19 protein-coding genes and 1 pseudogene are annotated in these 21,225 nt (G+C 67.9%); 15 read left to right on the top strand and 5 right to left on the bottom strand.

The window, feature by feature from the left end:
• Nucleotides 1-81: 81 nt before the first annotated feature.
• Nucleotides 82-897: an IclR family transcriptional regulator gene (locus ACM1PE_RS21425; protein WP_059380229.1), complete on the bottom strand. Its 816-nt coding sequence runs from the start codon at nucleotides 895-897 to the stop codon at nucleotides 82-84.
• A 237-nt stretch (nucleotides 898-1,134) separates the two neighbouring features.
• Between ACM1PE_RS21425 and ACM1PE_RS21420 the strand changes: the two genes are divergently transcribed.
• From ACM1PE_RS21420 to upp, 3 genes are all read left to right on the top strand, one after another.
• Nucleotides 1,135-2,292 (top strand): ABC transporter substrate-binding protein, encoded by a 1,158-nt coding sequence (locus ACM1PE_RS21420; RefSeq protein ID WP_059380228.1) that lies wholly within the window; start codon nucleotides 1,135-1,137, stop codon nucleotides 2,290-2,292.
• Nucleotides 2,293-2,391: 99 nt separating this feature from the next.
• Nucleotides 2,392-3,840: a D-alanyl-D-alanine carboxypeptidase/D-alanyl-D-alanine-endopeptidase gene (gene dacB / locus ACM1PE_RS21415; RefSeq protein WP_419340863.1), complete on the top strand. Its 1,449-nt coding sequence runs from the start codon at nucleotides 2,392-2,394 to the stop codon at nucleotides 3,838-3,840.
• A gap of 186 nt (nucleotides 3,841-4,026) precedes the next feature.
• Entirely contained in the window at nucleotides 4,027-4,665 is a 639-nt protein-coding gene (upp, locus tag ACM1PE_RS21410; protein ID WP_054451547.1) for a uracil phosphoribosyltransferase, read from the top strand.
• Between the two features lie 70 nt (nucleotides 4,666-4,735).
• Here the strand turns inward: upp and cysG are convergent, their stop codons facing one another.
• Both cysG and ACM1PE_RS21400 read right to left on the bottom strand, forming a co-directional pair.
• Nucleotides 4,736-6,151: a siroheme synthase CysG gene (gene cysG, locus ACM1PE_RS21405; protein ID WP_419340862.1), complete on the bottom strand. Its 1,416-nt coding sequence runs from the start codon at nucleotides 6,149-6,151 to the stop codon at nucleotides 4,736-4,738.
• A 103-nt stretch (nucleotides 6,152-6,254) separates the two neighbouring features.
• A complete protein-coding gene (locus ACM1PE_RS21400; RefSeq protein WP_059380225.1) occupies nucleotides 6,255-6,839 on the bottom strand; it encodes an ANTAR domain-containing response regulator in 585 nt (194 codons plus the stop codon).
• A 395-nt stretch (nucleotides 6,840-7,234) separates the two neighbouring features.
• Between ACM1PE_RS21400 and ACM1PE_RS21395 the strand changes: the two genes are divergently transcribed.
• The 10 genes and pseudogenes from ACM1PE_RS21395 (at nucleotide 7,235) to ACM1PE_RS21350 (ending at nucleotide 16,512) form a co-directional block, all read left to right on the top strand.
• Nucleotides 7,235-8,536, top strand: coding sequence for a CmpA/NrtA family ABC transporter substrate-binding protein (locus ACM1PE_RS21395; RefSeq protein ID WP_118933869.1), 1,302 nt, complete (start codon nucleotides 7,235-7,237; stop codon nucleotides 8,534-8,536).
• A gap of 24 nt (nucleotides 8,537-8,560) precedes the next feature.
• Nucleotides 8,561-9,391, top strand: a complete 831-nt coding sequence (gene ntrB, locus ACM1PE_RS21390) for a nitrate ABC transporter permease (RefSeq protein ID WP_059380223.1) — start codon at nucleotides 8,561-8,563, stop codon at nucleotides 9,389-9,391.
• A 4-nt stretch (nucleotides 9,392-9,395) separates the two neighbouring features.
• On the top strand, nucleotides 9,396-10,271 hold the full coding sequence (locus ACM1PE_RS21385) for an ABC transporter ATP-binding protein (protein WP_419340861.1): 876 nt from the start codon (nucleotides 9,396-9,398) through the stop codon (nucleotides 10,269-10,271).
• An 8-nt stretch (nucleotides 10,272-10,279) separates the two neighbouring features.
• Nucleotides 10,280-11,482: pseudogene (locus tag ACM1PE_RS21380) on the top strand (NAD(P)/FAD-dependent oxidoreductase); the annotation flags it as partial.
• A gap of 21 nt (nucleotides 11,483-11,503) precedes the next feature.
• On the top strand, nucleotides 11,504-14,233 hold the full coding sequence (locus tag ACM1PE_RS21375) for a molybdopterin-dependent oxidoreductase (protein WP_419340860.1): 2,730 nt from the start codon (nucleotides 11,504-11,506) through the stop codon (nucleotides 14,231-14,233).
• A 128-nt stretch (nucleotides 14,234-14,361) separates the two neighbouring features.
• Nucleotides 14,362-15,087 (top strand): hypothetical protein, encoded by a 726-nt coding sequence (locus tag ACM1PE_RS21370; protein ID WP_373429137.1) that lies wholly within the window; start codon nucleotides 14,362-14,364, stop codon nucleotides 15,085-15,087.
• An 83-nt stretch (nucleotides 15,088-15,170) separates the two neighbouring features.
• Nucleotides 15,171-15,488, top strand: coding sequence for a DUF883 family protein (locus ACM1PE_RS21365; protein ID WP_013395739.1), 318 nt, complete (start codon nucleotides 15,171-15,173; stop codon nucleotides 15,486-15,488).
• Between the two features lie 69 nt (nucleotides 15,489-15,557).
• Nucleotides 15,558-15,974: a phage holin family protein gene (locus ACM1PE_RS21360; protein ID WP_419340859.1), complete on the top strand. Its 417-nt coding sequence runs from the start codon at nucleotides 15,558-15,560 to the stop codon at nucleotides 15,972-15,974.
• Between the two features lie 3 nt (nucleotides 15,975-15,977).
• Nucleotides 15,978-16,346: a hypothetical protein gene (locus tag ACM1PE_RS21355; RefSeq protein ID WP_059380219.1), complete on the top strand. Its 369-nt coding sequence runs from the start codon at nucleotides 15,978-15,980 to the stop codon at nucleotides 16,344-16,346.
• 4 nt (nucleotides 16,347-16,350) lie between these two features.
• Nucleotides 16,351-16,512: a hypothetical protein gene (locus ACM1PE_RS21350; RefSeq protein WP_419340858.1), complete on the top strand. Its 162-nt coding sequence runs from the start codon at nucleotides 16,351-16,353 to the stop codon at nucleotides 16,510-16,512.
• A gap of 45 nt (nucleotides 16,513-16,557) precedes the next feature.
• Here the strand turns inward: ACM1PE_RS21350 and ubiD are convergent, their stop codons facing one another.
• Nucleotides 16,558-18,102 carry a 4-hydroxy-3-polyprenylbenzoate decarboxylase gene (ubiD, locus tag ACM1PE_RS21345; protein WP_059380217.1) on the bottom strand — a complete coding sequence of 515 codons (1,545 nt, stop codon included), beginning with the start codon at nucleotides 18,100-18,102 and terminating at the stop codon, nucleotides 16,558-16,560.
• An 82-nt stretch (nucleotides 18,103-18,184) separates the two neighbouring features.
• Between ubiD and ACM1PE_RS21340 the strand changes: the two genes are divergently transcribed.
• A complete protein-coding gene (locus ACM1PE_RS21340) occupies nucleotides 18,185-19,003 on the top strand; it encodes a lytic transglycosylase domain-containing protein (protein WP_059380216.1) in 819 nt (272 codons plus the stop codon).
• Nucleotides 19,004-19,070: 67 nt separating this feature from the next.
• Here the strand turns inward: ACM1PE_RS21340 and ACM1PE_RS21335 are convergent, their stop codons facing one another.
• Complete coding sequence (locus ACM1PE_RS21335; protein WP_118933874.1) at nucleotides 19,071-20,231, bottom strand: pyridoxal phosphate-dependent aminotransferase; 1,161 nt, start codon at nucleotides 20,229-20,231, stop codon at nucleotides 19,071-19,073.
• Between the two features lie 42 nt (nucleotides 20,232-20,273).
• Between ACM1PE_RS21335 and ACM1PE_RS21330 the strand changes: the two genes are divergently transcribed.
• Nucleotides 20,274-21,161: an FAD-binding protein gene (locus ACM1PE_RS21330; RefSeq protein WP_280016066.1), complete on the top strand. Its 888-nt coding sequence runs from the start codon at nucleotides 20,274-20,276 to the stop codon at nucleotides 21,159-21,161.
• Nucleotides 21,162-21,225 lie beyond the last annotated feature (64 nt).

Here is a 21,225-nt window from a genome sequence, read left to right as displayed (position 1 = left end):
GCCCGGGGCAACCCTGTATTGTAAAGCGGCCGCAGGATCGGGCTGCCCGGCCCCGGGGACGGATGGCCGCTCCGGCTGCGTTCAGCGCGCCGGGCTCCAGCCCAGCCGGCGCGAGCAATCCGCCGCCGCCGCCGTCAGCGCCCGCACCGGTTCGCCGTCGGCCGACAGGTCGAATCCCCCGTGCAGTCCCAGGCTGGTGATCGCGCCGGCCAGATGGCCCTGCGCATCCAGCACCGGCACCGAGGCCGAATTGATGCCGTGCAGCAGGTGGCCGCTGACGCTGGCGTAACCGCGCTTGCGGGTCGCCTGCCACTGGCGGCGCAGCGCGGCGGCCAGATCGGCGGGCGGTTCCGCCGCATCCAGCATGCGGGCGGCCTCGGGATCATGCGCCTGCAGCGCCTCCCATTCGGACAGTGCCCGCGGCAGGGCCAGGGCCTCGGGCAGCCAGGCGGCGAAGACCCGGCCGGTGGCGCTGTTGAGCAGCGGCAGCACCGAGCCCACCCGCACGTTGACCGTCACCGGCAGTCGCGCGTCGCGCCATTGCACGATGGTGGGGCCGTGCTGGCCCCATACCGCGATGAACACGGTCTGGCCGATGGCGGCGCTCAGGCCGTCCAGGCTGCCGGCCGCCAGTTTCACGAAATCCACTTCGGCCAGCGCCGCCAGTCCGGTGTGCAGCGCCTGCGGGCCCAGCCGGTAGCGGGCGCTGGCCGCGTCCTGTTCCACATAGCCGCGCCGCTCCAGAGACACCAGGTAGCGGTGCACCTTGGCGCGCGGCATGTCCAGGCTGCGACCCAGCTCGGACACGGACAGGGCGCCGCCCAGTTCGGCCAGCCGGGTCAGCACGTCCAGGGCGATTTCGGCTGATTGGATCCCCGTGCTGCTATCTGTTGACATGAGTTTGTCTCTTATTAGAATACGTGTATCACTAAAAAATACAGTGCTTGCCAGTCACTGGCAACGTGGAGACCAGCAAGAACGCAGCCGCGCCGCGCTGCGAGGCCGTGCGGACAAACCCGCAGCGGGCCCCCCGAGGTGCCCGCCCGCCGGGTTCCCCGCCGTATAAACAAGAGTTCCACGCCGTAGCGGATCGGCGCAAAGCATAAGACATCCGCGTATCCAAGGAGACTCCGCATGACCCCTCGTCGTACCCTCATGGCCGCCGCGCTGGCCGCCCTGCTGGCAGCGGGCGCCACGCCCGCGCTGGCCCAGGTGAAAATCGGCGCCACGCTGTCCACCACCGGTCCCCAGGCCTCGCTGGGCATCCCCGAACGCAACACGATCAGCCTGCTGCCCACCGAGATCGGGGGCGTCAAGGTCGAGTACGTGGTGCTGGACGACGCTTCCGACACCACCCGCGCCGTCAGCAATTCCCACAAGCTGATCTCGGAGAACAAGGTGGACCTGATCGTCGGGTCCACTACCACGCCCAACACCATGGCCATGCTGGACACGGTGGCCAGCGGCGCCACCCCGGTGATCACGCTGGCTTCTTCGGCGCGGCTGATCGAGCCGGTCGACGACAAGCGCCGCTGGGTGTTCAAGACGCCGCACTCCGATTCGCTGATGGCCGAGGGCATCGCGCGCCACGCGGCGGCCAATGGCGTGAAGAAGCTGGCCTTCATCGGCTTCAACAACGCGCTGGGCGAGACCTTCTGGGTGGAAATCGAGAAGGCGGCCAAGAAGCACGGCATCGAGGTGGTGGGCAAGGAAGCCTTCGCGCCCACCGACACGTCCGCCGTGGCCCAGACCCTGAAGGTGATCGGCGCGGCGCCGGACGCCGTGGTGGTCGGGGCCTCCGGCACGCCCGCCGCGATGCCGGCGCGGGCGCTGCGCGAACGCGGCTACAAGGGCAAGATCTACTTCAACCACGGCGTGGCCAACAACGACTTCCTGCGGGTCTGTGGCGACGCCTGCGAGGGCGCCTGGGTGCCGGTGGGGCCGGTAATGGTCGCCGACCTGCTGCCGGATACCAACCCGGTCAAGTCCACCGCCCAGGCCTTCGCCAAGAAGTATGAGGCGGCCAACGGCGCGGGCAGCGTGTCCCTGTTCGCCGCCTACACCTGGGACGTCGGCCTCCTGCTGCAGCAGGCCATCCCGGTGGCGCTGAAGACGGCCAAGCCCGGCACGCCCGAATTCCGGGCGGCGCTGCGCGACGCGCTGGAGAACGTCAAAAACCTGCCCACCGCGACAGGCGTGGTCAATATGAGTCCCACAGACCACAACGGGCTGGACGAGCGGGCGCTGGTGATGGCGACCGTGGCTTCCGGCAAGTGGCGCCTTCAAAAATAAAGCGCTCCACGGGAGCGCTTGCGGGCCCGCGCCGCCCGCAAGCGCCCCAGGTTTTGTATGCTCTCGGTTTTGCAGGACGAGCAACCGGGTGGGCGTGGCATGACGGGACAAGCATATAAGCGTAGGGGCGGGCTGAAGCGATGGCTGGCCGGCGGGCTGCTGGCCGCGGTGGCGGGCGCGGCCTGGGCGCAGGTGCCCGGCCTGCCGCCCAACGTGGTGAACGCCTGGAAAGCCAGCAAGCTGCCCGACAGCTCCCTGTCCCTGGTGGTGCAGGAAGTGGGCGGGCCGCGCCTGGTGGCGCTGAATGCCAAGGACTCGCGCAATCCCGCCTCGGTGATGAAGCTGGTCACGACCTGGGCCGCGCTGTCCGAGCTGGGACCCAACTACGTCTGGCGCACCGAATTCATGACGGCGCCCGGCGCGCGGCCCGATGCCAAGGGCGTGCTGAGCGGCCCGCTATACCTGCGGGCTGGCGGCGATCCGCAATTCCTGCTGCAGGACTTGTGGGTGCTGCTGCGCGAACTGCGACTGCGCGGCGTCAAGCAGATCAACGACCTGGTCATCGACCGCAGCATCTTCGGCCAGGTCGCGACCGACCCAGGCGCCTTCGACGGCGCCCCGGACCGGGCCTACAACGCCAGCCCGGATGCCCTGATGGTGGGTTTTGGCGCAATGCGGTTGCTGTTCACGCCGGACCCCGCCGCCAACAAATGGGTGTCGCTGATCGATCCGCCGCTGCCGGGCCTGAAGATCGAGGGCCGCGTCGAATGGAGCGATGCCCGCTGCCCCGGGCCTCCCGTGGTGACGACCGAACCCTTGATCACCCAGCAGGGCGTCACGATCCGCGTGAACGGCAAGGTGGCCGGCTCCTGCGGCGAATTCAGCCTGTACCGCCTGGCGCTGTCGCAGCCCGACTACGCCACCGAAGTGTTCCGCATGCTCTGGAAGGAGCTGGGCGGCACTTTCAAGGGCCAGGTCCGTTCCGGCATGGTGCCGCCTGACGCGGTGGTGCTGGCCTCGCACGATTCGCCCACGCTGGCCGAGGCGATCCGCCAGATCAACAAGCGCAGCAACAACGTCATGGCGCGCACCTTGCTGCTGACCCTGGGCGCCGAGCGCGGCCGTCGGCCCGCCACCGTCGCCAGCAGCGAGGCCGTGGCCAAGGGGCTGCTGGCCAAGCAGGGCCTGGATATGCCCGAGCTGGTCATCGACAACGGCGCCGGCTTGTCGCGCGACGCGCGGGTGTCGGCCGACAGCCTGGCGTCGATGCTGACTGTGGCCTGGAACTCGCCGGTCATGCCCGAGTACATTTCATCCTTTGCGATCGCGGGGGTGGATGGCACGGTGCGCCGCCGCCTCAAGGGCGATGGCACCCTGGGCATGGCCCACCTGAAGACCGGGTCGCTGCGCGACGTGCGTTCCATCGCAGGCTACGTGCTGGGCGCCAGCGGCAAGCGCTACGTGGTGGTCAGCATTGTCAACCACGAACAGGCCGGCGCCGTGCGCGCCTTCGACGACGCCCTGATCGCCTGGCTCGCTGAACAATGACCATGCCTGCGCCTCGCCGGCGCGAATCTTCGGATCATCCTGCGGGCGGTCAATAACAATTCCCTTCCAAACCGTTTACGATCCTCAAATGTGGCTCGACGGCGGGGCGATGCAAAGCGCGCCGCGCCGTCATGGTTCCGCCTGAGGCGAATACCCTGTCTATCAATACTCTGGAGAGTTACGCACATGCCCGTGCACGAAATCCGCCATCCGCTGATCCGCCACAAGCTCGGGATCATGCGTCGCGCCGACCTCAGCACCAAGAGCTTCCGTGAGCTGTCGCAGGAAGTGGGCGCGCTGCTCACGTACGAAGCGTCCAAGGACCTGCCGCTGGCGCCCGCCACCGTCGAGGGCTGGTGCGGCTCGGTGCAGGTCGAAAAGATCGCCGGCAAGAAAGTCACCGTGGTGCCCATCCTGCGCGCCGGCATCGGCATGCTGGACGGCGTGCTCAGCCTGATTCCGGGCGCCAAGGTCAGCGTGGTGGGCGTGGCCCGCAACGAAGAAACGCTGGAAGCGCATACCTACCTGGAACGCCTGGTGGGTGAACTGGACCAGCGCCTGGCCCTGATCGTCGACCCGATGCTGGCCACCGGCGGCTCCATGGTCGCCGCCATTGATCTGCTCAAGCGCGCCGGTTGCAAGGAAATCCGCGCCCTGGTGCTGGTAGCGGCGCCGGTCGGTATCGATACGGTTCTGGCCAAGCATCCCGACGTGCACATCTACACCGCGTCCATCGACGACGGCCTCAACGAGCACGGCTACATCATGCCGGGCCTGGGCGACGCCGGCGACCGCATTTTCGGCACGACGCAGAAGACGGAATAGCGGCCGGGGTACGGCCACGAACAAAAACGCCAGCCCGCAGGCTGGCGTTTTGCATCGGGCCCACGGCCCCTCAGGCCGCCAGACGCTCCATGCGTCCGTCCAGGTGCTGGCCGAACCACTGCAATTGCGAAGCCAATCCCGCCACCTCGCCCACGATCAAGAGCGCCGGCGAACGGATCGCGTGCTCGGCGGCCAACGCCGGCAATTGATCCAGCGCGCCAGACAACACCCGTTGCTCGGGCCGGCTGCCGTTCTCGATCAGCGCGAACGGCGTGTCCGCCGAGCGGCCGTGGGCCAGCAGGCGGCTGGTCAGCAGATCCAGCTGCCCCACGCCCATGTAGAAGGCCAGGGTCTGTTTTTCACGGGCCAGCGCGGGCCAGTCCAGGTTGTCCTCGTCTTCGCGGCAATGCGCGGTGACCAGGCGCACGGACTGGGCGTGTTCCCGGTGCGTCAGCGGAACGCCGGCATAGGCGGCACAGGCCAGCGCGGCGGTGATGCCGGGCACTACTTCATAGCGCACGCCGTGCGCGCGCAGGTATTCCAGTTCTTCACCGCCGCGCCCGAAGATGAAGGCATCGCCCCCCTTGAGCCGCACGACGCGGCGGCCGGCGCGCGCGTGCTCGACCATCAGCCTGTGGATGCGGGCCTGGGTGGCGTTGTGGTCCTCGCCGGGCAGCTTGCCGACCGATACGCGCTCGGCGTCGCGGCGCGCCAGCGACATGACGTCGGCGCTTACCAGGCGGTCATGCAGGATCACGTCGGCCTCGTTCAGCGCGCGCAATGCCTTCAGCGTCAGCAGGCCGGGGTCGCCGGGGCCAGCGCCCACCAGCACCACGCTGCCGGCGTCGGGCGCCCGCGGCGCCGCCAATGCCGCCGCCAGCGCGGCTTCGGCCTGGGCCGGCTGCTGCTGGCGCAGGAAGCCGGCCACCGGGCCATCCAGCAGCCAGTCGTAGAAGCGGCGGCGCGCGCCCAGGTCGGGATGACTGGCGCGGATGCGCTTGCGATAGCTGGCGGCCAGCCCGGCCAACTGGCCCAGGGTGTGGTCGAACAGTGATTCGATGCGTTCCCGGATGCGCCGCGCCAGCACCGGCGCCACGCCGGACGAGGAAATCGCGACGATGACCGGCGAGCGGTCGACGATGGACGGCACCTGGAAGGACGACAGTTCGGGATCGTCCACCACGTTGCTGAAGATGCGCCGGACGGCGGCGGCCTCCGAGACGGCGGCGTTGGTCTCGCGGTCGTCGGTGGCCGCGACCGCCAGCCAGACTTCGTCGAGCCAGGCGGGATCGAAGCGGCCGGACAAATGGCGGATGCGGCCTTCGGCGGCCAGCGCGGCCAGGGCGGGCGTCAGTTCCGGCGCGCCCACCAGCACCTCGGCGGAGGCTTCCAGCAGCGACAGCGTCTTGCGTTCGGCGACGGCGCCGCCGCCCACCACCAGGACCAGCCTGTCTTTCAGATCGGCAAAAATCGGGAAAAGCTTCATGAATGCCCGCCTCGGGCGTACCCGGCATAGTGTCGTTGGATCATAGGAAGGGGGCTTCATCCCCACAACTTTTGATTTCTTTGTTCCATATAACCAAAGCTTATTAAGTGGATTTGCCCAGCCAGGCGCTCATCTCCACGACCTCCCGGGCGACCTCGCCCAGCCGCTTCTGGCTTTGCATGGCGCGCTGGCGCAACAGGCCGTGGGCCTCATCCTCGGAAATCGACCGCGCCTTCATCAGGATGCCCTTGGCCTTTTCCACCCATTGGCGGTCGGCCAGGCGCAATTGCGCGTCGCGCAGTTCTTCGCGCCGCGACTTCTCCATGGCGAAGCGCTCGATCGCCACCGTCAGCAGCGGCTCGATGCGTCCGGCAGGCACGTCGCCCACCACGTAGGCGGCGACCCCGGCGCGCAAGGCGCTGCGTATGGTTTCGCGGTTGCCGTTGTCGGTGAACATCACGACCGGGCGGTCGCTGTGTTCGCTGGCGACGCACACGTTCTCCAGCGTGTCGCGGCCGGGGGCGTCGCTGTCTATCAGCACCACGTCGGGCGCGGCCTGCGCGATGGCGGCGGCCAGATCCATGTCCGGCGCCATTTCGGCCACGACATGTACGCCCGCTGCGGCCAGCGTCTGCCGCAGCGACGCCGCGCGTCCTTCGCCATCGTTGAGCAGCATGACCTTGAGCATGAGATTCCCCTCTGATGCTTCCTGTCATGCAAGTTCCATGCCATCGCATTCTTCGACGACGGCCAGTCGGTGCGCACAGCGCCGGAGCGCGCCTGGCACATGGATGGTGCGCTGCCGCAACCGACGGTGCACCAAGTTGGTTCGCACCCCGTTTCATGCCTTGCCCGCTGGCCCGGCGCGATGCGGAGCAGCGCTAGTGCAGGCGCGGCCTGGCGGCGAGCCAGGCAATATCCCATTCTTTCTGGCACGCCATTTGCTTCAGTGGAAGCGGGCGGCCAACGAAGGTCGGCCCACGCAACGCGCCGCAATCAGCGGCAAGGGACAACGACGTTCCGCAGCGCCACTGGATGGAAATCCATGGCGCGCGGGACGTTTTTTTTTGCCAGGAGCCATGCATGACGCCATCGACCCATAGCCCCTCCACCGACGCCGCCGCGGGCGGGGATCTCAGCGCCAACGCCGCACGCCGCAAGTGGCTTTGCGGCACGGCGCGCGCGGTGGCCGGCGCCAGCCTGCTGTCGCTGGTCGATCCGCTGGTGCGGGCCGGCGCCTGGGCCGCCGGCACCGACGCGCCCGAGAAGACCGAGGTCAAGATCGGCTTCATTCCGCTGACCGATTGCGCTTCGGTCGTGATGGCCTCGGTACTGGGCCTGGACAAGAAGCACGGCGTGACGATCACGCCGTCCAAGGAAGCGTCCTGGGCCGCCGTGCGCGACAAGCTCATGAACGGCGAGCTGGACATGGCCCACGTGCTGTACGGCCTGGTCTACGGCGTGCACCTGGGCATAGGCGGGCCGAAGAAGGACATGGCCGTGCTGATGAGCCTGAACCAGAACGGCCAGGCCATCACGCTGTCGAACAAGCTGCTGGCGGCGGGCGTGCGCGACGGTGAATCGCTGGCCAAGCTGATGGCGTCCGACAAGCGCGAATACACCTTTGCCCAGACCTTTCCCACCGGCACGCACGCGATGTGGCTGTACTACTGGCTGGCGACCTACGGCATCCATCCCATGAAGGACGCCAAGGTCATCACCGTGCCGCCGCCGCAGATGGTCGCCAACATGCGCGTGGGCAACATGGACGGCTATTGCGTGGGCGAGCCCTGGGGCGCGCGCGCCATCCTGGACAAGATCGGCTACACCGCCGTCACTTCGCAGGGCATCTGGACCGACCACCCCGAGAAGGTGCTGGGCACGAGCGCCGACTTCGTATCGCGCCACCCGAACACGGCGCGCGCGGTGACCGCCGCCATTCTTGAGGCCGGCAAGTGGATAGACGCCTCGCCCGCCAACCGCCAGAAAACCGCCGAGACCATCGCGGCCAAGTCCTATGTCAATACGGACGCCAGCGGCATCGTCGACCGCATGCTGGGCCGCTACGACGATGGGCTGGGGAAAAGCTGGACGGACGAGCACGCCATGCGCTTTTACGCCGACGGCGCCGCCAATTTCCCATACCTGAGCGACGGCATGTGGTTCCTGACGCAGCACAAGCGCTGGGGGCTGCTGAAGGAACATCCCGATTATCTGGCGATGGCGAAACAGATCAACCGGATCGACCTCTACAAGCAGGCCGCGCAGGCCGCCGGCGCGGCGTTGCCGCCCAGCGAGATGCGCACTTCGAAACTCATCGACGGCGTGGTCTGGGACGGCAGCAATCCTGCCGCCTACGCCGACGGATTCAAGGTCCGGGCCTGAGCGCCGATACAAAAGGGGCATGCAATGTCTGACGCAACGAGTATGAGCCGCGGCGATGAACTCCTCGCCCTCTGGCGCGAACGTCTGGAGTCCGCGCTGCGGGCCGTGGTGGGGCCCGTGGCGGGCTTCGCGCTGTTTGTGCTGGTGTGGCAGGTGGTGGCGATGCGGATACCGGAAATCCCCACGCCGGGCGTGACCTGGCGCGCCGCCGTGGAACTGTTTTCCGATCCGTTCTACGACAACGGCCCCAATGACAAAGGCATAGGCTGGAACCTGCTGGCATCGCTGCAGCGCGTGGCGCTCGGCTTCGGCCTGGCCGCGCTGGTTGGCATCCCGGCGGGTTTCGCCATCGGCCGCTATGCGGCGGTGCGGGCGATGTTCTCGCCCATCGTCAGCCTGCTGCGGCCGGTGTCGCCGCTGGCCTGGCTGCCGCTCGGGCTGCTGCTGTTCAAGGCGGCCAACCCGGCCGCCATCTGGGCCATCTTCATCTGTTCGATTTGGCCGATGATCATCAACACCGCGGTCGGCGTGGCGCGCGTGCCGCAGGACTATCTGAACGTGGCGCGGGTGCTGAACCTGTCGGAATGGAAGGTGACCACCAAGGTGCTGCTGCCTGCCGTGCTGCCCTACATGCTGACCGGGGTGCGCCTGTCGATCGGCACTGCGTGGCTGGTGATCGTGGCCGCGGAGATGCTGACGGGCGGCACGGGCATCGGCTTCTGGCTTTGGGACGAGTGGAACAACCTGAAGGTGGAGCACATCGTCATCGCCATTTTCGTGATCGGCATCGTCGGGCTGCTGTTGGAAACTCTATTGGTTGCCCTGGCCCGCCGCTACACCTACACCGAGGAATAGCGCCATGAAGAAATACGTACGCATCGAGCGCGTGGGCCAGACGTTCAATACCCGCAAGGGCGCCTTCGTGGCGCTGCGCGACATAGACCTGACCGTGGAGCAGGGCGAGTTCATCACGCTGATCGGCCATTCCGGCTGCGGCAAATCGACCCTGCTCAATCTCATCGCCGGCCTGACCCGTCCCACCAGCGGCGTGCTGCTGTGCGCGGAGCGCGAGATCACCGGCCCCGGCCCGGACCGCGCCGTGGTGTTCCAGAACCATTCGCTGCTGCCCTGGCTGAGCTGCTTCCAGAACGTATATCTGGCGGTGGAGCGGGTGTTCGGCGCCAAGGAGAAGCGCTCGCAGTTGGTCGAGCGCACACGCGCGGCGCTGGACCTGGTGGGCCTGTTGCCGGCGCAGAACAAGCTGCCGCGCGAGATTTCCGGCGGCATGAAGCAGCGCGTGGGCATTGCGCGCGCCCTGGCGATCGAGCCGGGCGTGCTGCTGATGGACGAGCCCTTCGGCGCGCTCGACGCGCTGACCCGCGCGCACCTGCAGGACGAACTGCTGAAGATCGTCGCCAAGACGCGCACCACCACCGTCATGGTCACGCACGACGTCGATGAAGCCGTGCTGTTGTCCGACCGCATCGTGATGCTGACCAACGGTCCGGCCGCGACCATCGGCGAAATCCTGCCCGTGCCGTTGTCCCGTCCGCGCGACCGCGTGCGGCTGGCCAATGACGCGGCCTATCTGGCGTGCCGGGCCGCGGTGGTGGACTTCCTGCACCGCCGCCATGGCAACCCCGAGCGCTCGCAGGCGGCGCTCCAGGCCAACGCGGCGCTGGATGCCGACCCGCAGCCGCTGGCCGAGGCCGGGGCATCGCGCGCAGCTGCGTAGGGGCCGTCATGGAGGCGAAGCAGAAGCTGGTGGTGGTCGGCAACGGCATGGCGGGCATACGCACGCTGGAAGAACTGCTGAAGCTGACGCCCGATCTGTACGAGATCACGGTATTCGGCGCCGAGCCGCATCCGAACTACAACCGCATCCTGCTGTCGCCAGTGCTGAGCGGCGAACAGAGCTTGCGGGATATCGTGCTCAACGATGAGGACTGGTACCTCCGCCACGGCATCCGCCTGTTGTTGAACCGCAAGGTCGTGGGCGTCAACCGCGCCCGGCGCATCGTGCTGGCGGACGATGGGTCCGAGACGCCCTACGACCGGCTGCTGTTGGCCACCGGCTCGAAGCCGTTCATCCTGCCTGTGCCGGGCAGCGACCTGGACGGCGTCGTCGCCTTTCGCGATATCGGCGACGTGAACCAGATGATAGAGGCGTCCTCGCGCTACCGGCACGCGGTGGTGATAGGCGGTGGCCTGTTGGGCCTGGAGGCCGCCAACGGCCTGGCTGCGCGCGGCATGGATGTGGCCGTGGTGCATTTGGGGGCATCGCTGCTGGACCGGCAGCTGGACGGCGGCGCCGCGGCCATGCTGCGCCGCGGGCTGGAGGCGCGCGGCCTGAAGTTCCTGCTGGGGCGCCAGACCCGCGAGATCCTGGGCGGGGCCGACGGGCGGGTGCGCGCGCTGCGCTTCGCGGACGGGGAAGAGATTGCGGCGGACCTGGTGGTGATGGCGGTGGGCGTCAGGCCCGACACTGAACTGGCCGAGCGCTGCGGCCTGCATGTGGACCGCGGCGTGGTGGTCAGCGACACCTTGCAGACCTATGACCCGCGCATCTACGCGGTGGGCGAATGCGTCAGCCATCGCGGCACCGCCTACGGCCTGGTCGCGCCCCTGTACGAACAGGCGAAGGTGGCGGCCAACCATCTGGCGCTGCACGGCATCGGCCGCTACGAAGGCAGCGTGACGTCGACGCGGCTCAAGGTCACCGGCATCGATCTGTTTTCCGCTGGCGATTTTGTCGGCGGGCAGCAGACCGAGTCGATCACGCTGGCCGATACGCCAGGCGGCGTCTACAAGAAACTGGTGATCCGCGACGACAAGCTGGTGGGCGCCTGCCTGTACGGCGACACGGCGGATAGCGCCTGGTATGTGCGCCTGATCCGCGAGGGCCGGCGCATCGGCGCATTGCGCGAGCGGCTCATGCACGGCGAAGGCGCCGCGGAGGAATAGGAAATGGATGCGCCCATGGCTCGCCTGATCGATAGCGTGGACGCGGCGCCGCAAGGCGTGCGCGAAGTGGCGTCGGTGTGCTGCTATTGCGGCACCGGCTGCGGCGTGCGGGTGCAAACGCGCGATGGCGCGGTGCTCCGCGTGCGCGGCGACGAGCAGCATCCGGCCAACCATGGCAAGCTCTGCAGCAAGGGCCTGGCGCTGGCGGACACGGTGCGGCGCGACGGCGCGCGCGTGCTGTCGGCGCAATGGCGCGAGACGCGCGCCCACCCCCAGCGCGCCATCGCGCTGGACCAGGCGCTGGATATCGCGGCGGCCAAGCTGGCCGACACCATTGCGCGGCATGGCCCGGACGCCGTGGGCTTCTACCTGTCGGGGCAGTTGCTGACCGAGGATTACGCGGTCTTCAACAAGCTGGCCCGCGCGCTGGCCGGCACCAACAACATCGACACCAATTCACGCCTGTGCATGTCCAGCGCGGTCTCGGGCTACAAGCGCACGCTGGGCGCGGACGCGCCGCCGGCCTGCTACGAGGACTTGGACCTGGCCGACACGGTGCTGATCGCTGGCTCCAACATGGCCTATGCGCATCCCGTGCTGTTCCGGCGGCTGGAGGCCGCGCGGGCGCGGCGTCCAGGCATGAAGGTCATTGTCGCGGATCCTCGGCGTACCGACACCGCGGCCTTCGCCGACCTGCACCTGCAATTGGCGCCGGGCACGGATGTGGCCATGTTCCACGCCATGCTCAATGTCATGGAGCAGGAGGGGCTGCTGGACCACGGCTACATCGAGCGGCATACGGAAGGCTTCGAGCCCCTGATGGCGCGCGCTCGGCGGTACACCCCGCAAGCCGCGCAGGAGATCTGCGGCGTGCCGGCGGAGGACATCGTCCAGGCGGCGCGCTGGTTCGGCGCGGCCGGCGCGGCGCTGTCGCTCTACACCATGGGCTTGAACCAGTCGGCCAGCGGCACCGACAAGAACGCCGCCCTGATACATCTGCATTTGGCGACCGGGCAGATCGGCAAGCCGGGCGCGGGGCCGTTTTCGCTGACGGGGCAGCCCAACGCGATGGGCGGGCGCGAGGCGGGCGGCATGGCCACGCTGCTGCCGGGCCATCGCGATCCCGCGTCGGCGGCCGACCGCGAGGCGGCCGCCGCGCTGTGGGGCGTGGACGCCGTGCCGCGGGCGCCGGGCGCCACCGCGCTGGATATGTTCGACGCGGCGCGCGAAGGTCGCATCAAGGTGCTGTGGATCGCGGCCACCAACCCGGCGCAGTCCCTGCCGGATCAGGCCCGGGTGCGCGCTGCGCTGGAGCGCGCCGAGTTTGTCATCGTGCAGGAGGCGTACGCGGGCACCGAAACCCTGGCCTACGCCGATCTGGTGCTGCCCGCTGCCACCTGGCCCGAGAAGTCCGGCACCGTGACCAACTCGGAGCGCCGCATCAGCCGGGTGCGCGCGGCGATCGATCCGCCCGGCGACGCGCAGCCGGATTGGCGGTTGGCGCAGGCGGTCGCGCTGCGCCTGGCTGCCCGCATGGCCCCGCACAAGGCGGCGCTGTTCGACTACCGGGATGAAAGCGAGGTCTTTGCCGAGCATGCCCGCACCACGGCGGGCCGGGACCTGGACTACAGCGGGCTGGATTACGAAACGCTGCATGCGCACGGACCGCAGCAATGGCCGTATCGGCAAGGACAGGGCACGGCGCGCCTGTATGCCGATGGCGTGTTTCCCACGGCCAGCGGACGCGCCCGTTTCTGCGACGTGGATTACCGTCCGGTCGCCGAAGCCGCTACCCCGGAATATCCGCTGCGGCTCACCACCGGCCGCCTGCGCGACCATTGGCACACCATGGCGCGCACTTCGCTGGCCCGCGTGCTGACGCAGCATGTCGAGGAACCCTGGGTGTCCATGCATCCCGAGGACATGCGCCGGCTCAAGCTGGACCCGGGCGCGCTGGCCAGGCTGGCGTCGCGCCGGGGTAGTGTGGTGCTACCCGTGCAGGCGGACGATACGCTGACGCCGGGACAGGTGTTCCTGCCCATGCATTGGGGCAGCGCCTACATGGCGGGGCTGGGAGTGAACGCGTTGACCAACCCGGCCGCCGATCCCATTTCGCGCCAGCCGGAACTCAAGCACAGCGCCGTGTCGGCCGTACCGGCAGGCCTGCCATGGCAGGCCGCGGGCTGGCTGCAGGGCGACAACGCCATGTTGCGCGCGCGGCTGGCGCCCTGGCTGGGACGCTTCGATTACGCGGTGGTCCTGCCGGCGGGCGCGGGTGGCGTGCGGATGCGCCTGGCGGCCTGCGCCGCGCCGCCAGCAGAGGTCCTGGATGCGATGGCGGATGCGCTGGACCTGCACCTGCCCGACGTGGCTTTCGACGATCCCGCGCGCGGCCAGATGCGCAGGGTGAGGGTGGAGCAAGGCGCTTTGCGCGGCTTTCTGCTGACAGGTGATCTGCGGGCGCAGGATGCGCTGTTGTCCTGGGCCGGCGGCGGCGACGCGCCGGCCAGCGTGGCGGCGCTGCTGACCGGACGGATTGCGGGCGCGGTCCGCTCGCGCGCGGTCTGCGTCTGCAACGGCGTGAGCGAGGCCGCGATTCTTGCCGGTATCGCCCGGGGCTGCGATCTGGCGGCCTTGAAGACTGCGCTGGGCTGCGGCACTGGCTGCGGTTCCTGCGTGCCGGAGATCCAGGTCCTGATCGGCCGTGCCGCGCCCGCCGCCGCGCCGGCGTAGCCGCTGCCAGCGTGGTCGCGGCCGACACGTTCCGACACGCGCCGCGTCTCGCAACCGGTGTAGTATCAAGCCAGCCATGCGCCAGGCGCGGGCGGTTTTCATCCGGATTCATGGAGTGGCTTGTGACGATGCGAAAAATGGCATCCCTGATTTTTACGGCGGGCGCGCTGGGCGCGGCCGCCGCGGCGCAGGCCGGCGTGTGCGATGCGCAGTTCATGCATGACGGCGGCACGGTGCAACTGACCGGCACCGGCAATCTGGCGCTGGGCGCCGACCTGTCTTTCGCCGAAGTTACAAAAAGCAATGGCGACAACTGCCGCGCGCGCGTGCAGGGCGTGGCCACGTTCAGCTATGCGGGCCTGCCCCCGGGAAAGTCCAAGCTGGATTACCTGATGACGGTCAAGGGCGGCCAGGCCACCTTCCTGCGCTATGCCACCGCGGGCGAGGCCCCCAAGCCTTCCGAAGGCCAGTTCGACCTGCGCATGCTGGGTCTCTTCGCCTATGACGGCAAGCTCAGCGCCGGCCAAAAATTGCCTGGCTCGTCGTTCCGCCTGAAGATCGGCAAGGAAGCGCCCGTCGGCGGCCAGCCCAGCACCACGGTGCGCATCGGTGAGAAGACCGTGGGGCAGAAGGCTGCGGTGAATACCGCGCTGGGCTCGCAGTCTTGCCATCCGATCACCTACACCCGCAATTCCGATCCCACCATGGCCACGTTTCAGGGCCTGACGATCCCCATCCCGGGCATGAACACCACCGTGACGGACTGGTACTGTCCGGCGATCAATCTGGTGATGAAGCAGGACATCGATCAGGGCGGCGTCAAATCCGCCGTTGAGATTACGCAAATCAAGTAGCACACCGTAGCAAGCGCGCCGTGTCTCCCGCATGGCGGCTGGTATGATGGTTCCGTCATTGACACACAACAGGAGCTCAAATAATGGCCACGAGAAAATCCGAAGAAGTCGCAAAAGAAAAACTCATCGACAGTGTCAAGTCCAGCCTGAATGACGCCGAAAGCCTGCTGCGCGAAGCCGCCAGCAGCACCGGCGACAAGGCCAACGAATTGCGCGACCGCGCGCTGACGTCCTTGAAGCGCACGCGCGAAGCGCTGTACGAAGCGCAGGACGCCGTGCTGGAACGCGGCCGCAAGGCTGCCCGCGCGACCGACGACTACGTGCACGACAATCCCTGGCAAGCCATCGGCATCGCAGGCGTGACCGGCCTGCTGCTCGGCTTGCTGATCAGCCGCCGCTGATAGGGCAGGACATCCGGGCGGGCGGCGCGGGCGCAAGACCGCGCTTCCCGCCCGGCGTCCTTTTCAGCCATGGGTCTACGAAAATCTGTTTTCGGCGTTGCCTCCAGCGTGGTCGGGCTGTTGCGCACGCGCCTGGAACTGCTGGCGCTGGAAGCGGCGGATGAAAAAGCGCGCTTGCTCAAGCTTTTGGGCATGGCGTTTGCTGCGCTGCTGTTCCTGACGCTGGCGGTGCTGGTCTTCACCGTCACGGTCGCGGTGGCGTTCTGGCCCACTGAAGACCGCTACCTGGCCCTGGGCCTGTTGGCGGGCTTCTATGGCCTGGTCGGTGTGGCCTTGCTGGTTGCAGTGCGCCGCGGGCTGGTCTACGGCGCGCCGCCATTCGCCGCCACGCTCGAGGAACTCGGGCGCGACGCCGAATTGCTGGAGCAGGTGCGCGACGCGCAAGACGACGACGAAGCGCAGGCGCGCCGGCGCGAGGAGGGCTGAAACATGACGAAAAGGTCTCCCACCGTCGACCGCGCCGTGCGCATCGAGCTGCTGCGCGCCCGCGCCGCCATCGAACGCGAATCGCTGGCGCAGAGCATCGCGGCCACCGGACGCAAGCTGGAACCGGCCGCGCTCCTCAAGGGGCTCTTGCCCGGCCTGGCTTCGGGCGGCGCATCGCGCTGGGCCTTGCAGGCGATCAGCCTGGCGCGCCGCTATCCCATCGTCAGTTCATCGCTGTCCGCCATGATCATGCGCGGCGGCAAGCGCTCCAAGCTTTTGAAGATCGCCGGCGGCGCCTTTGTCGGCTGGCAACTGTTCAAAGCCTGGCAGAACTCGCGCCGCGATGATGATCCGCCAGATGACAGGCGCTGAAGCTATGGCGTTGCCCAACAAGAAGCCTGCCTTGAAAAAGGCAGGTTTTTTTATGCCTGGATTCAGCGCTACGCTGTGCTGTTCGAGCCAGGCCGAGCCTGGCACCATGCCCCACACATTGCAGTACCGCCCGCTATTGATCGACGCGCTCATCAGCGCTTCCTGATCCTGCCGCGATAACGCCGGTCCCGATACGAGAGGCTGGGCAGGATTACAAGCCCAACTGCCCCCACATCTCATCCACGCGCTTCTTGACGTCCGCATCCATGGTGATGGGAGTGCCCCATTCCCGATTGGTTTCGCCGGGCCACTTGTTGGTGGCGTCCATGCCCATCTTGCCGCCCAGGCCGGAGACCGGCGAGGCGAAATCCAGATAGTCGATGGGCGTGTTTTCCACCAGCAAGGTGTCGCGCACCGGGTCCATGCGGGTGGTCATCGCCCACACCACTTCCTTCCAGTCGCGCGGATTGATGTCCTCGTCCACCACCACGATGAACTTGGTGTACATGAACTGGCGCAGGATGCTCCACAGGCCGAACATGACGCGCTTGGCGTGGCCGGCGTACTGCTTGCGGATCGACACCACCGCCAGGCGGTAGCTGCAGCCTTCCGGCGGCAGGTAGAAGTCCACGATCTCGGGCAGTTGGCGGCGCAGCAGCGGCACGAAGACTTCGTTGAGCGCCACGCCCAGCACGGCCGGTTCGTCGGGCGGTTTGCCAGTGTAGGTGGAGTGGTAGATGGGATTGCGCCGCATCGTGATCCGCTCCACCGTGAAGACGGGGAACCAGTCCTGCTCGTTGTAGTAGCCGGTGTGGTCGCCGTAGGGGCCTTCCAGCGCCATTTCGTAATCGGTGTTCGGCGGCGGGTTGACGCCTTCGGGCACGACGGGCGCGATGGCGCGCGGGTCGGAGGACGGCAGCAGATGGCCTTCCAGCACGATTTCGGCCCAGGCCGGCACGGACAGATCGCTGCCCAGCGCTTTCGCGACCTCGGTGCGGGAGCCGCGCAAGAGGCCGGCGAACTGGTATTCGGACAGGCTGTCGGGCACCGGCGTGACCGCGCCCAGCGTGGTGGCCGGGTCGGCGCCCAAGGCCACGGCGATGGGGAAGGGCGTGCCGGGATGCGCCAGGGCGTGGTCGCGGAAATCCAGCGCGCCGCCGCGGTGCGACAGCCAGCGCATGATCAGCTTGTTGGGGCCCAGCAATTGCTGCCGGTAGATGCCCAGGTTCTGGCGGCGGGCGTTGGGGCCGCGCGTGATCACCAGGCCCCAGGTCAGGAGCGGCGCCACGTCGCCGGGCCAGCAGGTCTGGATCGGCAGGCGGTTCAGGTCCACGTCCTTGCCTTCCCAGACGATTTCCTGGCAGGCGGGACTTTTGACGTTCTTGGGGCTCATGTCCCACAGCGCGGACTTCAGCATCGAGACCTTGGCCAGCGCGTCGCGCAGGCCTTTGGGCGCTTCGGGCTCGCGCAGCGAGGCGAGCAGTTCGCCGATGTCGCGCAGGGCGCTGACGTCGTCGGCCCCCATGCCGCGGGCCACGCGGGCCGGGGTGCCGAACAGGTTGGCCAGCACCGGCATCTGCGCCGGCTGGCCATTGTGCCGCGCGTTTTCGAACAGCAGGGCAGGCCCTTCCGCGCGCAGGACTCGGTCGGATATTTCAGTCATTTCCAGCCGGGTGGACACCGGCGCAGCGATGCGTCGGAGCTCGCCCATGCGTTCAAGTTGGGCGATGAAGTCTCTAAGGTCGCGGTATTTCACTACAGATCCCAGCTATTTGGTTACATATTGGGTAGACAGAGAGGTTAACATTGACTCCCTCTTTTTTAACGCAGGAGGTTTTATGCCCGATGCGTCAGTGGCCAGCCTGTTCCGAAGCCTGGCCCAAGGAGTGCACCAATATCTTGCCGAGTCCCTGCGCATTTGCTCCGTTTATCTGGGCATTGCGGTCATTGTGACGGTAAGCATGGGATTCGCCCTGCCTGGTTTGCGCGACCAGGCATTGCAAGTGCACAAAGCCTTGTTGACCGCCCTAGCGCCTTCATCCATGCAAACCGGCACCGAATCCGAAGCCGGTTCCGAACTGGGTTCCGACATGTCGTCGGCAATTGCCATGGCCGTTCCCAACGCCCCCGCCAGCAACGCCACCGGCATGCTGGGGCCAGCCCGCGTCGCCCCTCCGGCGCCCAAGCCTGTCGCCATGACCGCCACCGGTCCGCAGGCGGAAGCCTTGCGCAACTATATTTCGCGCAAGTACAAGGTCGCCTATGACGCCACCGGCCCGCTGCTGAACGTGGTGTACAAGGTCAGCCGCGAAAAGCAGCTGGATCCGTTGTTGGTGCTGGCCGTGATCGCCATCGAGTCCCGCTACAACCCGCTGGCCGAAAGCCACGTGGGCGCGCAGGGGCTGATGCAGGTGATGACCAGCGTGCACCAGGAAAAATTCGACGCGGTCGGCAAGACCGCGCTAGACCCGGCCGCAAATATCGGGGTCGGAGCCACGATCCTGCGCGATTGCATCAATCGCCGCGGTTCGATCGATGGCGGCCTGGCATGCTACGTCGGCGCCACGGGACCGGACGACAATGGCTACGGCGCCAAGGTGCAGGCGGAACGCCGCCGCCTGGCGCTGGCTTCCGGGATCGCGCTGGCGCGCGATTGATCGCCGTAATGGCCCGAATGCAAAGCGCGTCCCTTGGGACGCGCTTTGTTTTTTGGGGTGTTCAAGATCAGCCCTGCAGCAGCCGGCCGATGCGGGCGACCGCCTCTTCCAGGCGGTCCAGGCCGGTGGCATAGGAAAAGCGCATGGTGTGGCTGCCATGGGCCGGCCCGAAGTCCAGGCCCGGCACGGCCGCCACGCCGGCCTCCAGCAGCAGGCGCTGCGAGAACGCGGCGCTATCCATGCCCAGGTTGGCGATGTCGGCATAAATATAGAAGGCGCCGTCGGGCTTCACCGGCACCTGGATGCCCATGCGCTCGAATTCCGGCAGCAGGTAGTCGCGGCGCTGCTTGAAGGCCTCGCGGCGGTGCTCGAAGGTCTTCATCGCGCCCGGCTCGAAGCAGGCCAGCGCGGCGTGCTGCGCCAGCGTGGGCGCGCAGATCGCCAGGCTGGCGGCGATTTTCTCCACCGGCGCCACCATGTCCTCGGGCACGATCATCCAGCCCAGGCGCCAGCCCGTCATGTGGAAGTACTTCGAGAAGCTGTTGATGACGATGACGTCGTCGTCCAGCGTCAGGGCCGAGCGGGGCTGGCCTTCATAGGACAGCCCCAGGTAGATTTCGTCGACGATGGCGAAGCCGTCGCGGGCGCGGACCTGAGCCAGCAGCTCGGCCAGCTCGCCGTGGTCGATCGAGGTGCCGGTGGGGTTGCTGGGCGAGGCGACCAGCACGCCCTGGGTGGCGGGCGTCCAGTGGCTGGCCACATCCTGCGCCGACAGCTGAAAGCGCTTGGCCGCCGTGCTCGGGATCAGACGCGGCACACCGCCCGCCGCCAGCACGAAGTTGCTATTGGCGGGGTAGGAGGGATCCGGCATCAGCACTTCGCCGCCCTGGTTGACCAGCGCCGCGCAGGCCAGCGTCAGGGCGCCGGAGGCGCCCGCGGTGACGATGACGCGGGCCGGATTGATCCGGGCGCCGAACTGTTCGTGGTAGAACCGGGCGATGGCCTCGCGCAGCGGCGTCAGGCCGGCCGAGGGGCTGTAGCCGCTGAGGCCGGCGCGGGCTGCGCGCTCCAGCGCTTCCACGACCTGGGGGGGCGCGGTAAAGTCCGGTTCGCCGATGCCCAGGCTGATAATGTCCTTGCCAGCCGCCTGCAGCGCTTGCGCCTGCTTGAATAGTTCCATTACCTGGAAGGTCAGGAAGTCGTTGGTGCGATGGGCAAGGCGGGGCATCGGATTCTCGAAGGCGTTTGTAGCGAAAAAGGAATTGTAGTCATGCAGCCATCCCGGCGCGCTTTCCTCATGGGCCGTCGTCCGGTCCGCAGCCCGTGGTCGGCCTTCATCGAGCGGCTGGGCCTGCTCTGCCAGGGTTCCGTTCGAGATCTGGGCGAGGCGGGAGAGGGCGGCCCGCGGGGCCTGCTGACGCCGGCGCGCGACGCGGATGTGGCGCATGCGCGCACGCTGTGTGCCGAATATCGCGTGACGCTGGCGCTGCACGGGGCTGAAGGACCTTTCGAGACCGCTCATGGACCAGTCCTCAGGGTGGACCCATCCGCCCTGACCGGCCTGGTGCGCCTGTCCGGCGATAGCGGGCGCTGGCGCGCGCAGCCGGGCACGCCGGTAGCGGCGCTGGCCCAGGCAGGGCTGCGGCAGTTCGCCGGCCTGCCCGGGAACATGACGCTGGCCGAGTGGCTGGCGGCCAAGGCCAACTGGCCCGCCGGGCGCTGCGCCGACTCCGGCGTGCTGGCGCTGGAGGTGATGCTGGCCGACGGCATAGAGGAAACGCTGGGGCCGTTCGGCGAGTCGGACGTCCAGCCGCTGCGTTCCGCCACCGTGCAGCGTCTGGTGCCGGCGCTGTTCCAGCTGGCTTCGGGCGGCGATGCCTTCGCCACTCGGGACGGGGAGCGCTGGCTGGGCCGCTACCGGCTGGACGCGCTCAAGCCCGACGCGCCCGCCACCGTCAACCTGGCGCATCTGCTGCTGGGGCATGGCGGCACGCTGGCCTGGGTGCAGTCGGTGACGCTGGCCGACGCTGCGCCGGCGCCGCAGCCGCGGGCGGAGCGGGAGGAGCCGCCTGGTCTGGCCACCACCCGGCTGGACTCCCGGGTGAAGGCCCTGTTCGACCCGGATGGACGTTTCCCCTTATTCCACATCGCGGAATAGCGACAATTTGTAAGCTGGCGCTAACATGGGACGCGTCTGCTTATCCAACGGGCAGGCGGGCATT

Source organism: Achromobacter sp. PD1, from assembly GCF_048541815.1.
GTDB classification, from domain to species: Bacteria; Pseudomonadota; Gammaproteobacteria; order Burkholderiales; family Burkholderiaceae_B; genus Achromobacter; species Achromobacter bronchisepticus_A.
Note: the sequence above shows the minus strand (reverse complement) of the source record. Positions and strands in the feature narration are given on the sequence as shown.

Bases quoted from the DNA above. Each gene is read 5' to 3' on its own strand.
- ACM1PE_RS21425 (WP_059380229.1), bottom strand. From the start codon at position 897: ATGTCAACAGATAGCAGCACGGGGATCCAATCAGCCGAAATCGCCCTG.
- ACM1PE_RS21420 (WP_059380228.1), top strand. From the start codon at position 1,135: ATGACCCCTCGTCGTACCCTCATGGCCGCCGCGCTGGCCGCCCTGCTG.
- dacB (WP_419340863.1), top strand. From the start codon at position 2,392: ATGACGGGACAAGCATATAAGCGTAGGGGCGGGCTGAAGCGATGGCTG.
- upp (WP_054451547.1), top strand. From the start codon at position 4,027: ATGCCCGTGCACGAAATCCGCCATCCGCTGATCCGCCACAAGCTCGGG.
- cysG (WP_419340862.1), bottom strand. From the start codon at position 6,151: ATGAAGCTTTTCCCGATTTTTGCCGATCTGAAAGACAGGCTGGTCCTG.
- ACM1PE_RS21400 (WP_059380225.1), bottom strand. From the start codon at position 6,839: ATGCTCAAGGTCATGCTGCTCAACGATGGCGAAGGACGCGCGGCGTCG.
- ACM1PE_RS21395 (WP_118933869.1), top strand. From the start codon at position 7,235: ATGACGCCATCGACCCATAGCCCCTCCACCGACGCCGCCGCGGGCGGG.
- ntrB (WP_059380223.1), top strand. From the start codon at position 8,561: ATGTCTGACGCAACGAGTATGAGCCGCGGCGATGAACTCCTCGCCCTC.
- ACM1PE_RS21385 (WP_419340861.1), top strand. From the start codon at position 9,396: ATGAAGAAATACGTACGCATCGAGCGCGTGGGCCAGACGTTCAATACC.
- ACM1PE_RS21375 (WP_419340860.1), top strand. From the start codon at position 11,504: ATGGATGCGCCCATGGCTCGCCTGATCGATAGCGTGGACGCGGCGCCG.
- ACM1PE_RS21370 (WP_373429137.1), top strand. From the start codon at position 14,362: ATGCGAAAAATGGCATCCCTGATTTTTACGGCGGGCGCGCTGGGCGCG.
- ACM1PE_RS21365 (WP_013395739.1), top strand. From the start codon at position 15,171: ATGGCCACGAGAAAATCCGAAGAAGTCGCAAAAGAAAAACTCATCGAC.
- ACM1PE_RS21360 (WP_419340859.1), top strand. From the start codon at position 15,558: ATGGGTCTACGAAAATCTGTTTTCGGCGTTGCCTCCAGCGTGGTCGGG.
- ACM1PE_RS21355 (WP_059380219.1), top strand. From the start codon at position 15,978: ATGACGAAAAGGTCTCCCACCGTCGACCGCGCCGTGCGCATCGAGCTG.
- ACM1PE_RS21350 (WP_419340858.1), top strand. From the start codon at position 16,351: ATGGCGTTGCCCAACAAGAAGCCTGCCTTGAAAAAGGCAGGTTTTTTT.
- ACM1PE_RS21340 (WP_059380216.1), top strand. From the start codon at position 18,185: ATGCCCGATGCGTCAGTGGCCAGCCTGTTCCGAAGCCTGGCCCAAGGA.
- ACM1PE_RS21335 (WP_118933874.1), bottom strand. From the start codon at position 20,231: ATGCCCCGCCTTGCCCATCGCACCAACGACTTCCTGACCTTCCAGGTA.
- ACM1PE_RS21330 (WP_280016066.1), top strand. From the start codon at position 20,274: ATGCAGCCATCCCGGCGCGCTTTCCTCATGGGCCGTCGTCCGGTCCGC.